A 15,111-nucleotide genomic window follows, 5' to 3' on the forward strand; every position below is an offset into this window, starting at 1 on the left:
GCTTTCTGTCGTGGTGTCCGGTTAGAAGTCCCAGTCGGCGTCGCTCGTGTCCTCGGCTTTGCCCATCACGTATGAGGAGCCGGATCCGGAGAAGAAATCATGGTTCTCGTCGCTGCCGGGCGAGAGCGCAGCGAGGATCTCGGGATTGACCTGCGTCTCCTCCGCGCTGAACCGGGCGGGGTAGCCGAGGTTCATGAGCGCCTTGTTTGCGTTGTAGCGCACGAACACGGCGACGTCCTCCATCAGCCCGAGTGGCTCGTAGAGCGCCCCTGAGTAGGCGAGCTCCAGCTCATACAGCTCCTCGAGCAGTTCCATCGTGAAGCGGCGCATTTCCTCCTGCTCGGCGGCGCTGCGCGTTTCGAGTCCGCGCTGGTATTTGTAGCCCGAGTAGTACCCGTGTACAGCCTTGTCGCGCAGGATCAGCCGGATCATGTCTGCCGTATTTGTGAGTGTTGCGTGCACGGAGAAATGGAGCGGCAGGTAGAAGCCTGCGTAGAGCAGCAGCGAGGACAGCAGGGTGGACGATACTTTTCGCTTCAACGGATCTGGCCCGTAGTAGTGCCGCAGCACCGTCTTGCAACGTTCCTGGAGGAGGTCGTTCGCCACCGCCCACCGGTAGGCGTCGTCGATCTCCGGAGTGGAGGTGAGCGTGGAGAACACCGAGGAGTAGGAACGGGCGTGCACCGACTGCATGAACGCGATGTTTGTGTAGACGGCTTCCTCATGCTCCGTGCGGGCATCCTGGATCTGGCAGATTTCACCAACGGTGGCCTGCACAGTGTCGAGCATTGTGAGACCGGTGAAGACCCGCATGGTGAGTGTGCGTTCCTCCTGCGTCATGCGCTGCCATGCGGGGATATCGTTCGAGAGCGGCACTTTCTCGGGCAGCCAGAAGTTCGCGGTGAGCCGGTTCCAGACCTCCAGGTCTTTCTCGTCGGTGACGCGGTTCCAGTTGATGGGGCGGAGCCGTGCCGCGGGATCGTCACGGTAGCCGGGCGGGGTGACCGCGGTTTCGGTGAGCGGACGGTGTGTGCTGGGTGCGTGAGTCATTGTGAGAGATCCTTCATGAGTGTGCGGGCGTGTGTGGGTCGGGGTGTCTCGCGCGGGATCACAGCGCGCACGAGACACAGCCTTCGATCTCGGTGCCCTCGAGGGCGAGCTGGCGCAGCCGGATGTAGTAGAGCGTCTTGATGCCCGCGCGCCACGCAGTGATCTGGGCGCGGTTGATGTCGCGCGTTGTCGCAGTGTCGGGGAAGAACAGGGTCAGCGAGAGCCCCTGGTCGACGTGCTGCGTGGCCGCGGCATAGGTGGCGATGATCTTCTCGGGCCCGATCTCGTATGCGTCGGCGAAGAACTCGAGGTTGTCCTGCGTCATGTGCGGTGCGGGGAAGTAGACACGGCCTAGTTTGCCTTCTTTCCGGATTTCAACCTTCGCGGCGATCGGGTGGATCGACGCGGTGGCGTTGTTGACGTAGCTGATCGAACCCGTGGGCGGGATCGCCTGGAGATAGGCGTTGTAGATGCCGTGCTCACGGACCGAGCCGCGCAGCGCCTCCCAATCGGCGACGCTGGGGAGCGTCACGCCCGCCTCGGCGAAGAGGTCCCGGACGCGTGCGGTCGCGGGCCGCCACTCCTCCGCCGTGTATCGTGCAAGAGCGCTGCCGTCGGCGTACGCGCTGTCACCGAACCCGGCGAAGGCGGTGCTCCGTTCAATGGCGAGGCGGTTCGAAGCCCGCAGTGCGTGGAACGCGATCGTGCGGAAGTACGCATCGGTGAAGTCGATACCTTCCGCGCTGCCGTAGTGGATGCGCTGCGAAGCGAGATACCCGTGCAGATTCATCTGGCCGAGGCCGATTGCGTGCGAGGCCTCGTTTCCGGCGACGATTGAGGGCACCGCATCAATGTGTGTCTGATCCGCAACGCTTGTGAGGGCGCGCACCGCGGTCTCGACGGTTGCGCCGAGATCCGGGGAAGCCATCGCGTGGGCGATGTTCAACGACCCCAGGTTGCATGAGATATCGCGTCCCACGGTGTCGTAGCCGATGGCGGCGTCATACTCTGAGGGCGTGTTGACCTGCAGAATCTCGGAGCACAAATTCGACATGTTGATGGTCCCGGCGAGCGGGTTCGCGCGGTTCACGGTGTCCTCGAACAGCACGTAGGGGTAGCCCGACTCGAACTGCAGTTCGGCGAGGGTTTTGAAAAACTCCCGCGCATTGATTGTGGTCTTCCGGATTCGCGGATTCGCGACGAACTCCTCGTAGCGCTCGGAGACCGAGAGGTCCGAGAGCGGGGTACCCGTCTCGCGCAGCACATCGTATGGACTGAACAAGTGCATGTCCCGGTTCTCTTTCGCAAGTTCGAACGTAATGTCCGGGATCACGACTCCCAGTGACAGGGTTTTGATCCGGATCTTCTCGTCTGCGTTCTCGCGCTTCGTGTCGAGGAACCGCATAATGTCGGGGTGGTGCGCGTGCAGATAGGCTGCCCCGGCACCCTGACGCGCTCCGAGCTGGTTCGCGTAGCTGAACGAGTCCTCGAGGATCTTCATCACCGGAACCACCCCGGAGGCCTGGTTCTCGATCTGTTTGATTGGGGCACCGGCCTCACGGAGATTCGTGAGGAGTAGGGCGACCCCGCCGCCCCGCTTAGACAACTGCAGTGCCGAGTTCACACTGCGCCCGATCGATTCCAGATTGTCCTCGAGGCGCAGCAGGAAGCACGACACGAGCTCTCCGCGCTGACGTTTGCCGGCGTTGAGGAATGTGGGGGTCGCGGGTTGGAAACGGCCGGACACCATCTCGTCCACCAGCTGCAGCGCGAGTTTCTCGTCGCCCTGGCCGAGGAACAGCGCGGTCGCCGCCACGCGCTCGGGATAGCCCTCCAGATACTCCGAACCGTCGAAGGTGCGCAGGGCGTAGGAGGTGAAGAACTTGAACGCGCCCAGGAAGGTGACGAAGCTGTGACCTGCGGCGGTCGCTCGCTCGTGGAGACGCGTGACGAACTCCGGCTGATAGGCCCGCAGGAAGTCTGCTTCCAGGTACTCGTGCGCGATCAGCCAGTCGAGTCGTTCCCAGACAGAGTCAAACGTACGGGTATTCGGCGCGACGTGCTGCTCAATGTAGGCGGCGGCAGCCTCACGATCCTTCGCAAACTGGATGGTGCCGTCCGGAGCGAGCAGATTCAGTTGAGCATTGAGCGCGTGGTAGTCGAGGCGTTCTCCGATCCCGCCCCGTGGGGCGGATGGGGTGGCGAGCGGGGGTGCTGTCAGAGTCATGCGGAGGTCCTTTCGGGGTGGGTGGCAGGAGGAACGGGGTCGGTGGTGAGCTGGCGCTCCCAAAACTCTCCGAGCCCCTCACGGACGCGTGCGATGTCGCGTTCTGTGCCGAGGAGTTCGAAGCGATAGAGCTCGGGGACCTGGCACTTCGCGGAGATGACGGGTCCGGCGAGGCAGTAGTGTTCGCCGAAGTTGGTGTTGCCCGCTGTAATGACGCCGCGGAGCAGCCTCCGATTGGCGGGGTCGTTGAGAAACGTGATGACCTGTTTAGGAACGGCACCGGCGCGCTCGCCGCCGCCGTACGTGGGCAGCACCAGCACAAACGGCTGGGCGACACGGAGCTGGCCTTCAACCCGGGGTCGGAGCGGGATCCGGGCAGCAGGGCGTCCAACGCGCTCGACAAATCGGCGGGTGTTCTCTGAAACGCTTGAGAAGTAGACGAGATTGGGCGATTCCGTCTCGAAGAGAATCCGCACTGCGGGGGGACTTTCCCCTGTTCGGGCGGCGAGAGTGGGGCGTGACACGGCTCATTCCTTTCTGCCAGGCGGCGACCCTGGCACTATATGTTGTGCCAGAATCCTAATTTCCATCTATATCTAGTGTTAGCACGAGAGTGGTCAAGATTTCTACGACACGCCTAAGTTTGAAAGTTCGTGTATTCGAACATTAGGGTGATGGGTGTCATTCACGTGTGAGTGTGGGCAGGATGTTCACACGATGATCGGGCCGGATGATCCGGACGACCACAGATGAGAGGTGCTGCCCATGACCGATCCGAGTCAGCTCACGATCCCCGCCGAGATTCGCAATGCATACGTCCGAGACTTCGTTTCCGAATGGGCCGCGATCACGCAGCCCGAGCGCATCGAGCTCGTCGACGCCGCGGACGACGACCGCCTGCTCGCAGAGGCGCTCGCGGCAGGGGAGCTTTTGCCCGCGGGCGTTGGTCGCTACTACTCCCGCTCCCACACCAAGGACACTGCCCGCTCCGAGGAGCGCACAGTTGTCGCCACCGCGGATCCCGCAGACCGGGGTGTGTACAACAACTGGCAGCCCTCTCGTGAGGTGAAATCAGCTCAGGTGAAACGCATGCGCGGTGCCTCCCGGGGCAAAACGATGTACGTGATTCCCTACCTCATGGCACCGGTCGGGACACCACTCGCGGCATACGCAGTCGGGGTTGAACTCACCGACGACCGCAACGTCGTGCTCCAAATGATTCGCATGGCACGAGTGGGGCAGCACCACCTCGATACCCTCGCCGATCCGGCGTTCTTTGTGCGCGGCGTCCATGTCACCGGTGACCTGATGGCCCTCGGCCAGGGCACCGACGCCGACAAGCGACTCTTCGCGACAATCGCCGACGAGCGCACGATCCTCCACTATGGATCCGCCTACGGCGGGAACGCGCTGCTCGGCAAGATCGCCCACGCACTCCGCCTCGCCTCGTATGACGGTCGCGTCTCGGGACAGTTCCTCGCCGAGCAGTTCTTGCTTCTGGGGATCGTGGACCTCGACACTGGCGTGCGGCGGCACGTGTGCGGCGGCTTCCCCAGTGCGTCCGGGAAAACGAACCTCGCGATGACACTCCCACCGGACGCGCTCCAGGGCCGGTACCGGGTCGAACTCTACGGCGATGACATCGCGTGGATGTGGGTCGACGAAGACGGGAAGCTGCGTGCGATCAACCCAGAGAACGGGATATTCGGGGTCGCGAAAGATACGAACGAGGACACCAACCCGACGGCGATGGCGGCGATCGCCCCGGGGTCCGGCACCATCTTCACGAACGTCGCCTACAACGCGCGTACCCAGGACGTGTGGTGGGAGGGTCTCACTCCGGAACCGCCCGCCGAGCTCGATGGCTGGTTGGACTGGACCGGGCAGCCTGTAGCGGATCGCGCCCCGGGCGAGCGTGACGCTCCGTGGGCCCACCCCAACAGTCGCTTCACGGTCGCGCTCGACCGGATCCCAAACATCGCGCCCGACGTCAACGACCCGGACGGCGTGGTGATCGACGCGGTGATCTTCGGCGGTCGCACCCGGGACCGCGAACCGCTGATCCGCGCGATCGACAACCTCGCCGAGGGGGTGTATGACGGGCTGACGCTCGGTGCCGAAGCCACGTTCGCCGCGGAAGGGGTCGACGGGCAGCTGCGCTACGACCCTATGTCGATGCGGCCCTTCCTGTCCTACGGGGAGGGCGACTATGCCCAGCACTGGCTCGATGTTCTGAGCCGGGTGACCGAGCAGCCCGCCTTCGCGCACGTCAACTGGTTCCAGCGCGATCCGGAGGACGGCAGCTACCTGTGGCCCGGGTACCGGGAAAACCTGCGCGCACTGCTGTGGCTGCTGCGGCACCGGCGCGGGGAAGTCGTAGGCAATGCCACCGCCGTCGGTACGATCCCGCAGGCCTCGGAGCTTGAGCTGGAGGATCTCGACCTGGCACCGAGTGTGCTGGACCGCATCCTCACGATCAACCGCGCGCGGTGGCAGCAGGAAATGACGTTCCGAGAGGAGCACCTGCGACAGTTCGAGCGGCTCCCCGAGGAGATTTGGGACGCGCACCGCCGAGTCGTGGCGGCCCTCGACGAGTAACAATGGAAGTTCCCTCACCGAGGAACAGCCCGACGCCAGTGACGAGCGAGCTGGGCGTGAAGGCACGTCCCGTGCGGAAGTAAGGCGCGAAGCGCGTCGTGATTCCATCGCGAGACTGTCATAAGTTCTCCAGGGAATCTCCTCGTCAAGAGGCGTCCGAGCTGGGAGACTTGACGCATGGAACCCGCCGTACCTTTCGACATGGACGCGATTCGACGTGCCTGTGCACGGTATGGCGTCGAACGGTTGCGAGTATTCGGGTCGGTGCTCACGGACCGTTTTGACCAGCAGCTCAGCGACGTCGACTTCCTGGTCACCTTTCAACCTGGCCGCGCGAACCGATTTCACGACTACTTCGATTTCAAGTTTGAGCTTGAGCGGATCCTTGAGCGAGAAGTTGATCTCGTTGTGGAGAGCGCGATGAAAAATCCCTACTTCAAGGCTTCGGTCCTCGACACGGCGCAGGATCTCTATGCGGCCTGAAGCGCGTACCTATCTCTGGGAGGCCGCCGAGGCGGCGAAGCTCGCCTACGCCTTCGCCCGCGAACGGAGCTTAACGGAGTTTAGCTCCGATATTCTGGTCCGTTCGGCCGTCGAGCGGCAGCTCGGGATCCTGGGCGAGGCGTTGAATCGCCTCCGAAGAATTGATCCGGGTGTGGCCGACCGGGTTCCGAACCTGGCTCGGATCGTGGGGATGCGGAATCTCCTCGCCCATGAATACGGGGACATCGACACTGAGATTGTGTGGCGTGCTGCCACGACCGACATGACCGCACTCATCTCGGTACTCGGTGCGATGTTGGGCGAACCTTGAGGCATCCCCGTACTGAGAAAGCAGTGCGCAGTTAGCGCAGCTGAGCGGCGAGGCCCGCGGCGTCCTGCTGGATCCACTACTCCGCGATCAGGCCGTCCAGGACGCGATTCACGGCGCTGCCGACAGTCTCGATGGGTCGGCCCGTCGAAGCGTGCCCGTCGATCTCGCCCACGTAGTGCCCGCGCTGCGTCCAGCGGGCATACACCTTGTCGCCGTCGACGAGCAGCTCGTCCACGGTGAACTCGAAATTGCCGAACATCTCGCCAATCTTTTCGATGTGTTCCGTGTGGTTCGCGTGGCTCCGCTCTAGGGTCGGTGGTTGCATTGCTAGAAGATGTCAGGTGGGCGGTTTGTGCCTGCCGGGGATCCAAACCGGGGCCGTTCAAGCCAGCGAAGAAATTTCAGCCCGGAATGCAGTTCGAGTCTGACGAGCGGGTGGAGCGGGTCAGCACCGATGATGTCTTCAATTCGCTGGAGATGGTTGTACACGCTGGAACGGTGCATGTGGAGTTCGTCCGCGACGCGTTGCACAGGGCCAGGGGAGCTATAGACCTGTTCGAGGATTCGCATCCGCTCGGTGCCTCCGGGTGCGCGGCTCAAATTGAGAAGTCTCTGCGACGGATGCGTTGAAGCTGTGTGAGCAAAGAGTTGGTAGATTCCGATTTCCTCAAACAGTGCGCTGCCAATGTCCGGATCGACGGCTCTCGCCTGAAGCGCGGTTACAGCTTGCCGATACGCGGTGCGACAGCCGCGAGGCTCGTGCACAACGGCGCTCACTCCGTAGGGTACGACGGCCGCGCGCATATCGGCCGTGCGCAAGCGCAGCGCATGTGAGAGCTTTGCGATGAAGTCGTCGATTGAGACGTGCGAGCGGATCAGGAAGACCCCGTGCTGATCATCGGTGAACGACACGATCTGCGGGGCGTCTGGACCAAAGTCACCGGTGGGGAACAGTGCGCGCGAAGCGTCGTGGAGTGCCTGTCGGTATGCCAGTGAGGGAAGGGTCTGCTCCGAGCGGGAGGTAGCGCCGCCGGAGAATACGACCAAGCGGACATCGCTCGCCGCCTCAAATCGGGCGGCGAATTCGTCAGAAGCGCTTTCGCTCCGGCCGCTGACAAGATCTTGCAGATCGTTGTTGCAGACCGTGCCCTGTTCGACGTTCGCGCCCAACGCTACGAGAACTCGGCCAGCGAGGTGTTCGATCCCGCTCTGCCAGCTTTGCAAGTCCTCAAGCGTGCTGCGGAGATCATCGTCGGCGCAATTCGCCTGCACCCAGATGTATCCGACCCGCACCCCGCGCACGAGCAGCGGAATGCAAATTCTGGGCAAGAGTCCAATCTGCGGGTCACCCGGGACCGAAAAGACCCGGGTGCGTGAGTTCACTCCGTGCTGAGCTTCCCAACTGCGTGTACCGGAAGGGACCTCTTTCGCGAGTACCGCGTCGATGCGCACGCGATCGGCCGTTGGAGTGATCGTGCTGTACGCGAGTACCCGGCCTGTCACATCGTCAAGGGAAACATTTCGAATGGTGCGCGCGGACACGAGAGAGACGACCTCGTCCAACTCATGTTGATTCATCGTGGCCTTTCTCTGTCACCGTTTGCCGCGAGTCATTGGAACCTCCGGGCAGCGGGCGACGCGAAATGGAGTGGTTCGACAATTGTCGAACTTTGGGCCGGGGAACGTCAACACTTCTCTCGTGTTTCGGGTGAGGAGCTTCCGTAACCTCGGTGTGAACGGGCCGCGCATGCGACTCCATTTACGCCATTCAACGACGAAAGAGAGCAGATCTTGGTAGCACACGTGGGCTTTGTTGGCCTCGGGAACATCGGGAGCCGAGTGGCTCCCCACCTGCTCAACGCCGGCCATCGCCTTGCGGTGTCAGATCTGAACACGGCCGCGGTCGAGGCCCTTGTCGCGCAGGGAGCACGAGCCGCAGAATCCGCGGCAGACACAGCCCGTGACGCAGACATTGTGATCTTGAGTTTGCCTTCTCCCGCCATTGTTCGGACTGTTGTTGCGGGCAACGACGGCGTGCTCGCAGGGGCAAAGCCCGGCACGATCATTGTGGACCACAGCACCATTGATCCCGAAACTGCGCGTGAAGTTGCGGGACTCGCCGCGGCAGTTGGCGTGACCTACCTTGATGCGCCGGTGAGTGGAGGAGTCCAGGGAGCTGAGGCCGGGACACTTTCGATCATGGCCGGGGGTGATGCGGGCGCGTTTGAACGGGTTCGCCCAGTCCTGGAATCGTACTCGGGGAACGTGTTCCTCGTGGGCGAAACGGGAAGTGGTCAGGCAATCAAGCTGGCCAATAACATCATCACGGCAATCAACATCGCGGCGCTCGGTGAAGGCCTGAGCGCAGCGGTGGGCGCAGGGGTCGATCTTGACACCGCCGCGAAGGTGCTCTCCACGAGTTCCGCGAACAGCCATGTGCTATCGAGCTACTTCCCGCGCACACTTTTCACGGAGGACCGGCCCACGGGCTTTGCCCTCGACTTCATGCTCAAAGACATCAAGCTCTTCTTGAACTCCACCGCCCAGACGGCGCTCCCGACCCCGGTGTCCAACGTGGTGGGTGACCTATTCCGTATTGGCAACCGCGACGGCCGTGGTGCGAAGGACTTCACGAGCGTCGTCGAGTTCTACGAAGACTTCACCGGCACTCGGCTTCAGACGAAGGGAAACTGAACGCCATGATCGTCCAGACAACTCTGAGTTCGGGTGTCGCAGATGCGCCACAGGTGCCCCAGCTGATTGGGGGCAAGTGGGGTGCCTCGATGGGAGGCGAATGGACTGCGGTAGAGAACCCCGGCCGCAAGCAAACGCTCGCCTTTGTTCCCGCATCTGACGAGCGTGACGTTGACGCCGCGGTCACTGCGGCAGCGGCAGCATTCCGCACCTGGGGAAGGCTGCCCGCTCGCGATCGTGGTCGCATGTTGCTCGCGATCGGCGACAAGATCGGGGATCACCAAGAGGAGCTCGCCCTGTTGATCGCCTCTGAAACCGGAAATGCCCTCCGGACTCAAGCTCGCGGTGAGGCCGCGTCGGGTGCCGATATCTTCCGGTTCTACGGAGAGGTCGCCTCACAGCAGAAAGGCGAGACGCTGCCGTTCGGCGACGGACTCCTCTCCTACACAGTCCGAGAGCCCATCGGCGTTGTTGGCGGAATCGTTCCTTGGAATGCTCCAGTGACGCTGTCATCGTTGAAGATCGCGATGGCGCTGATGACGGGGAACACGCTCGTATTGAAGGCGGCGGACCTGGCACCACTTGCAGTGCTGAAACTTGCCGAGTGGGCCAGTGAGATCCTGCCCCCTGGCGTTCTCAACGTGCTCACCGGATCTGGATCGCGAGCGGGTGCGGCGCTTGCTCGACACCCTCGAGTTTCGAAGCTTACCTTCACCGGTTCGACGGGAGTGGGGAAGGGCATCATCGCCGCTGCAGCGGATCGTATCGCGCCGGTCACGCTTGAACTGGGCGGCAAATCACCCGTGATCGTGTTCCCGGACTCGAACGACGCTGAGACCGTCCAACATGTCATCAACGCGATGCGATTTACCCGCCAAGGACAGTCGTGCACGGCCGGATCCCGGCTGTATCTCCACGAGAGCATCTTTGATGACTTCGTGGCGAAACTGGCGAATCAGCTCCAGCAGCTGCACGTGGGCGATCCGCTTGACGAGGCGTCTGACATCGGCGCAATCGTCAACGAGCATCAGCATGCGTCCGTGCTGTCGTACATCGCGGGCGCAATCGATGCAGGGGGTGAGCTTGTCGCCGGTGGGGTATCGAATCCGACTGACCGGGACGGGTACTACATTGCTCCGACTATCATCAAGGGAGCGCGAGCTGACTGGGCCGTCACCCGTGAGGAAGTGTTTGGGCCGGTTCTTGTTGTTATTCCCTGGAGTGACGAGGATGAAGTACTCACGTGGGCAAACGATAGCGACTACGGGCTCGCAGGCTATGTCTTCACGAAAGATATCTCGACCGCGCTTCGCATGGTCAACGGCTTGGAAGCGGGCTGGCTGCAGGTGAACCGCGGCGGCGGACAGCTCCCCGGGATGTCGTACGGCGGGAACAAGCAGAGCGGACTGGGTCGGGAATACTCACTCGACGGTGCGCTCGAGAGCTTCACAAATGTAAAGAACGTCACCATCGCGATTTAGCAGGGGATTGGGTGCCGTGTGATGTGCACGCGGCACCCCAGGGTCCGGGGGAGGACAGCCCGGGCCCTGCCGAGTCGAGCGTTCGCTCACACACTGAAGACGTTACAAGGAGGAAACGTGTTCGTTCAGGTTCGGATTGAGTCTTCACAGAGGAAGGTTGAATCATGGAAATAATCGACTGGGTGATTGTCGCCTTCTACCTGGTGATCATCATCGTTATCGGCATGGCCGGGCTGAAAAAGGTGAAGACAGGCCGTGACTTCGCGGTAGCTGGATCGTCGTTGCCGGTAGGCATCGTGACGGCAACGCTCGCTGCAAGCTACATCGGTGGCTCGTTTGCCATTGGCGCGGCAGGGGCGACATTCCGAGAGGGATACACATACTTTTTCGCGTTGCTCGGCTTCCCTCTTGCCACGATCGCTGTCGGGATCTGGGTCGCACCCCGGCTGCGTCGCTATGCCGCTGAAACCGTCGGTGACGTCATGGAGCATCACTATGGGGTGGTCGCACGTGTCTTCACCGGTCTGATTTCTATGGTTGTCTGCGCAGCGATCTTGGGTGCGCAGATCCGCGCACTGGGGACGATTCTCGAAGTCTTCACCGGGGTCGACTTCACCATCGGGGCAATCGTGCTGACGGCTATCGTGATCGTCTACTCAACGGCGGGTGGTCTCTGGTCTGACGTGAGAGCGGACGTGATCCACTTCGCGGTGCTCGCAATCGCCATTCCTGTCGCGATTCTGGTGGCGATCCGAAGCGTCGGAAGTCCGGCCGATATCGCGGCCTCTCTCCCGCCAGAGTTCTTCACAATCACCGGAGATAAGTCGCTCGGCTTCTTCATTAGCCTCTTCATCGGCTTTGTCTTTGGCGAAACCCTGATTCAGCCCTACTCTCAGCGGGCCTTTGCCGGGGCAAACACGAAAACAGTGCGGAAGGCGTTCATCTACGCCGGGATCTTTGGCATCGTGTTCCTCTTCACTACATCGTCGGGCGGGCTTCTGGCCCGGGCGCTTGATCCGTCCATCCCCTCCGATGCAGCAATGCCGGAGCTGATCAATCGGGTCATTCCGGCGGGCTTCACAGGGCTGCTCGTTGCAGGCTTTATCGCGATCATCATGTCGAGTGCGTCATCGTTCCTGAACTCCACGACCGTGGTGGTGGTTCGCGACCTCTGGACGCTGGGCGGCCGCCGGAAGATTGAGGACCACACGAGGCTGCGATTCCAACGCGTGATGAATCTCGTGATTGGCGTGGTGGCACTCGCTGTGGGGCTCTCATTCCCCAACATCATCGACATATTGATGGTGTACTTCTCCACCTGGGCACCCACCGTGATCGTCCCGCTGCTTTTGGGTGTGCTCTTCGACTTCCGCCATAAGCTTGCGGGTCCAATCGCGATGGTCGCTGGCCTGCTTGCAACCTTTATTTGGAACGGGCCGTTGGGCGAGCCCTTTGGGATTCTGGGCCTCGCGGTTGGGCTTGTCACCAACCTCATCGTGTTCTTTGTTGTGGTTGCGTTGACCCCCAAGACAGGGATGGCACCGGAAGGCTTTGACATTGTCGCGCCAACAACTGCAGCTGTTGAGGCCGTCTGGGATGAGACCAGCGGAACGAGCGGCGACACCGTCGTGACGACACCGAGTGAAAGGTCATAGCAATGTATGGAGTCATTCTGTACGGAGGAGTATTCCTCGCGATCCTGACGGGACTCGCGGTCACGGCGATGGGCCTCCCGCCCACGTTGCGTGACCTCCGGGACGCATTTCGGGGCGACCCGGAGTGAAAAAACTTGCACCGGCGGGGCGCGCGCCTAGGCCCGGGCGTGCACCCCGCCGGTTGCGAGACTCGATCTTGAGTCGCCTGAGCCCCTTCGCTAACACAGACGAGAGACCGGAATGAACCCCCACGTGTTGTCCCAACCCCTTGCCCCCTGGGCAACATCGGAGGCGAAACAACGGCTTGCGGAGCTGACGGATACGCATCGGGAACTCAGTGCCGACCGGGTTGCGAGCGCGGTTGCCACTGCGACCGCCAGTCAAATGCATCGCTTCGGTGCTGACGGTCTCAGTTTGTACGCCGGCAGCAATGTTCTCTCGCCCAAGGTCATCGCCGCGCACGAAACTCGACTCGCCACACGTCCAGCCTTGGGATGGCCAGGTGAGAAGATCCAGCCCGGGCTTGAGGGTATTGAAGCGCTTGAAGTTATTGCAGCGCAGCAGTTGCGCCGCGCTTTTGGCGCAGCGTTTGCAGAGCCACGGTTTGTCACCGCAACGCTCGCAAATCTCGCAGCGTACACGGCGCTGGCGGAGCCTGGCGATACGCTCGCGGTCCTCTCGCCTGCGGCAGGGAGTCACGCGAGCCACCACAGCAGTGGCACGGCGGGGGTACGGGGCTTGCGAACCGTCCCACTGCCGTACGACGCTGTTGCTGGTGACGTCGATGTGTCTCAGCTGGATGACTTTATGGCGGCCGTGCGGCCGCGTGTGATCCTCGTGGGTGGCAGTGTGATCCAATTTCCGACGAACATTGCCCCGCTTCGCGAGGCCGCCGATCGCTGGGACGCCAAGCTTGTCTTTGACGCGTCGCACGTCGCGGGTCTGATCGCGGCCGGAGTGTTCCCCAACCCGCTCGCGGAGGGGGTCGATCTCATGACCTTTTCGACCTATAAGACACTCGCTGGCCCGGCCGGCGGAGGGGCAGTCTCAAACCACGCCGAGATCGCCGAGCGAGTCACGGATGCGCTCTACCCAGTCCTGTCCTCGAACTATGATCCGGCGCGGCTGGGCCCGCTCGCGGTCGCGACGGCAGAAGCTGTTGAGCAACAACCCGCCTGGGCACAACGTACGGTTGAGCTCGCTGTGGCCATTGCGGAACGATTCGCCGCACGCGGTCTCCGGGTACAGGGTGCCGACCGCGGGTACACAATGTCACATCAGGTTGTGGTCGACGTTTCGGAGTTTGGTGGCGGTGTGAGCGCAATGCGAGCGCTCGAAGCTGCAGGGGTATTTGTGGGGGCCTGCCGTCTGGCTGCGGATGATTCTGCAGCTCCGCCCGCAGGAATGCGTCTCGGGACCCAGGAGATCGTGCGGTTGGGGGCGAGCTACGAGCACGCCGAACCAATTGTTGAACTGATCTGTCGAATACTTCGTGGTGGCGCGGCGGCGCTCACCTCAAGTGAGGTCGAGAACTCGCACGAACGGACAGCTGAGATTCGTCGTTCCTTCGGCAGTGACCTCTGGGGGAGGCCTCCCGAATAGCGCAGAAGAACCGCTCAGCGAGCCAGAATCAAGAGGGTCCTGGCTCGCTGAAGGGTGTGTCCAGGAGGCGTTGCAGAACGCCCTGCCCTCCTACTGGGCCACGTCGGCAGCCCACTCGCTCACGGGGCGCGGCTGCAGCCCGAACAGCTGCTGTGCGCTTCTCGCCGCCGACACGACGAACCGATCCTGCGTATTGAGCGCGCGGTAGAGGCCAACGACGGGGCCCGCCCCGGGACCAAAGAGCGGGGTGATGAGTTCACCGAACTGGTCGGGTGTGATGCCCTCGAAGCGCACGTCTTGGCCCCACGCACTGCCCAGTTCGGTGGCGAGGTCGGCGCCGGTGAGGCCGGGCAAGTGCCCGACGGACACGGTCCCCGTGACTGTGGTGTCGGTGAGGAGATGTGCGGCCACCGCCGCCACGTCGGTGTGGGAACTCCAGGACACCGGGTAGTCGGCGGGAAGTGGGTAGCGCAGTACGCCCTCGCTGCGTGCCGGTCCCTGGATTACGGGGAGCAGGAGGTTTTCGAGGTACAGTCGCGGCTCGACAACGGCGGTGGAAACGCCAGAGTCGGTGACCTTGCGGATGAGTGTGGCGAGCGGGCTATCGGCGGGGGCCTGCATCGGCGAATCAGGTTCGCTCACCACTGTGCCGCTCGTGGAGATCACCACGCGCGCCGGGCGTGCGGCTGAAATTGCGGCCGCGATTGCCACAGCCTGGAGCTGTGCCTGCGCCGGATCGGTGAGGGGGAGGTGCACAAACACGCCGGCGGCACCGGTGTACAGCGTGGTGAGCGCGGCAGCGTCGGTGAGGTCAACCGAGGCACCCGTGACATCGTCGGGGAGTGCGGTGATATTACGGACGGCTGCGGTCACGTCGTGGCCCGCAGCGCGGAGGGCGGAAAGGACTGGGGAACCTTGAGCGCCGGTGGCGCCGTGAATGATGAACGTCATGCCTCTATTAGTGCATATCCTGCATCAGTTACGTCAAGT

At 62.6% G+C, this 15,111-nt stretch carries 14 protein-coding genes; 8 read left to right on the plus strand and 6 right to left on the minus strand.

The genetic code is table 11. From position 1 onward, the window contains the following. Positions 1-21: 21 nt before the first annotated feature. The 3 genes from nrdF to nrdI are packed head-to-tail and all read right to left on the minus strand — an operon-like array spanning position 22 to position 3,753. On the minus strand, positions 22-1,050 hold the full coding sequence (gene nrdF, locus FM113_RS07650; RefSeq protein ID WP_087013156.1) for a class 1b ribonucleoside-diphosphate reductase subunit beta: 1,029 nt from the start codon (positions 1,048-1,050) through the stop codon (positions 22-24). Positions 1,051-1,108: 58 nt separating this feature from the next. Further along, positions 1,109-3,277, minus strand: coding sequence for a class 1b ribonucleoside-diphosphate reductase subunit alpha (gene nrdE, locus FM113_RS07655; protein WP_087013157.1), 2,169 nt, complete (start codon positions 3,275-3,277; stop codon positions 1,109-1,111). After that, positions 3,274-3,753: a class Ib ribonucleoside-diphosphate reductase assembly flavoprotein NrdI gene (nrdI, locus tag FM113_RS07660; RefSeq protein WP_087013266.1), complete on the minus strand. Its 480-nt coding sequence runs from the start codon at positions 3,751-3,753 to the stop codon at positions 3,274-3,276. Before nrdI ends, nrdE begins: the two co-directional genes overlap by 4 nt. Before the next feature lie 289 nt (positions 3,754-4,042). Here nrdI and FM113_RS07665 point away from each other — a divergent pair, with 289 nt between their 5' ends. The 3 genes from FM113_RS07665 to FM113_RS07675 all read left to right on the plus strand — a co-directional run bounded on the left by FM113_RS07665 (position 4,043) and on the right by FM113_RS07675 (position 6,689). Next, positions 4,043-5,875 (plus strand): phosphoenolpyruvate carboxykinase (GTP), encoded by a 1,833-nt coding sequence (locus FM113_RS07665; RefSeq protein WP_087013159.1) that lies wholly within the window; start codon positions 4,043-4,045, stop codon positions 5,873-5,875. A gap of 177 nt (positions 5,876-6,052) precedes the next feature. Continuing rightward, entirely contained in the window at positions 6,053-6,358 is a 306-nt protein-coding gene (locus FM113_RS07670) for a nucleotidyltransferase family protein (protein WP_087013162.1), read from the plus strand. Then, the gene (locus tag FM113_RS07675) at positions 6,348-6,689 is read left to right on the plus strand and encodes a DUF86 domain-containing protein (protein WP_087013164.1); all 342 of its coding nucleotides are present in this window, start codon (positions 6,348-6,350) and stop codon (positions 6,687-6,689) included. Before FM113_RS07670 ends, FM113_RS07675 begins: the two co-directional genes overlap by 11 nt. 76 nt (positions 6,690-6,765) lie before the next feature. On the opposite strand, the gene FM113_RS07680 is transcribed toward FM113_RS07675, so the two are convergent. Together FM113_RS07680 and FM113_RS07685 are read right to left on the minus strand one after the other, a co-directional pair. Next, complete coding sequence (locus tag FM113_RS07680) at positions 6,766-7,014, minus strand: ester cyclase (RefSeq protein WP_087013166.1); 249 nt, start codon at positions 7,012-7,014, stop codon at positions 6,766-6,768. Between the two features lie 2 nt (positions 7,015-7,016). Further along, the gene (locus FM113_RS07685) at positions 7,017-8,267 is read right to left on the minus strand and encodes a CdaR family transcriptional regulator (RefSeq protein ID WP_087013168.1); all 1,251 of its coding nucleotides are present in this window, start codon (positions 8,265-8,267) and stop codon (positions 7,017-7,019) included. Positions 8,268-8,480: 213 nt separating this feature from the next. Here FM113_RS07685 and FM113_RS07690 point away from each other — a divergent pair, with 213 nt between their 5' ends. The 5 genes from FM113_RS07690 (at position 8,481) to FM113_RS07705 (ending at position 14,121) form a co-directional block, all read left to right on the plus strand. Beyond that, positions 8,481-9,383: an NAD(P)-dependent oxidoreductase gene (locus FM113_RS07690; protein WP_087013170.1), complete on the plus strand. Its 903-nt coding sequence runs from the start codon at positions 8,481-8,483 to the stop codon at positions 9,381-9,383. Positions 9,384-9,388: 5 nt separating this feature from the next. Then, a complete protein-coding gene (locus FM113_RS07695) occupies positions 9,389-10,864 on the plus strand; it encodes an aldehyde dehydrogenase family protein (RefSeq protein ID WP_087013172.1) in 1,476 nt (491 codons plus the stop codon). A gap of 164 nt (positions 10,865-11,028) precedes the next feature. Further along, positions 11,029-12,519, plus strand: a complete 1,491-nt coding sequence (locus tag FM113_RS07700) for a sodium:solute symporter (protein ID WP_087013173.1) — start codon at positions 11,029-11,031, stop codon at positions 12,517-12,519. 2 nt (positions 12,520-12,521) lie between these two features. Next, positions 12,522-12,647 carry a hypothetical protein gene (locus FM113_RS18450; RefSeq protein ID WP_254908919.1) on the plus strand — a complete coding sequence of 42 codons (126 nt, stop codon included), beginning with the start codon at positions 12,522-12,524 and terminating at the stop codon, positions 12,645-12,647. A gap of 124 nt (positions 12,648-12,771) precedes the next feature. Further along, positions 12,772-14,121: a beta-eliminating lyase-related protein gene (locus FM113_RS07705; protein ID WP_176387117.1), complete on the plus strand. Its 1,350-nt coding sequence runs from the start codon at positions 12,772-12,774 to the stop codon at positions 14,119-14,121. A gap of 90 nt (positions 14,122-14,211) precedes the next feature. Here the strand turns inward: FM113_RS07705 and FM113_RS07710 are convergent, their stop codons facing one another. Further along, a complete protein-coding gene (locus tag FM113_RS07710; protein ID WP_087013177.1) occupies positions 14,212-15,072 on the minus strand; it encodes an NmrA family NAD(P)-binding protein in 861 nt (286 codons plus the stop codon). Between the last annotated feature and the right edge of the window lie 39 nt (positions 15,073-15,111).

This window comes from Leucobacter sp. 7(1) (assembly GCF_900163635.1).
Classification (GTDB): Bacteria; Actinomycetota; Actinomycetes; order Actinomycetales; family Microbacteriaceae; genus Leucobacter.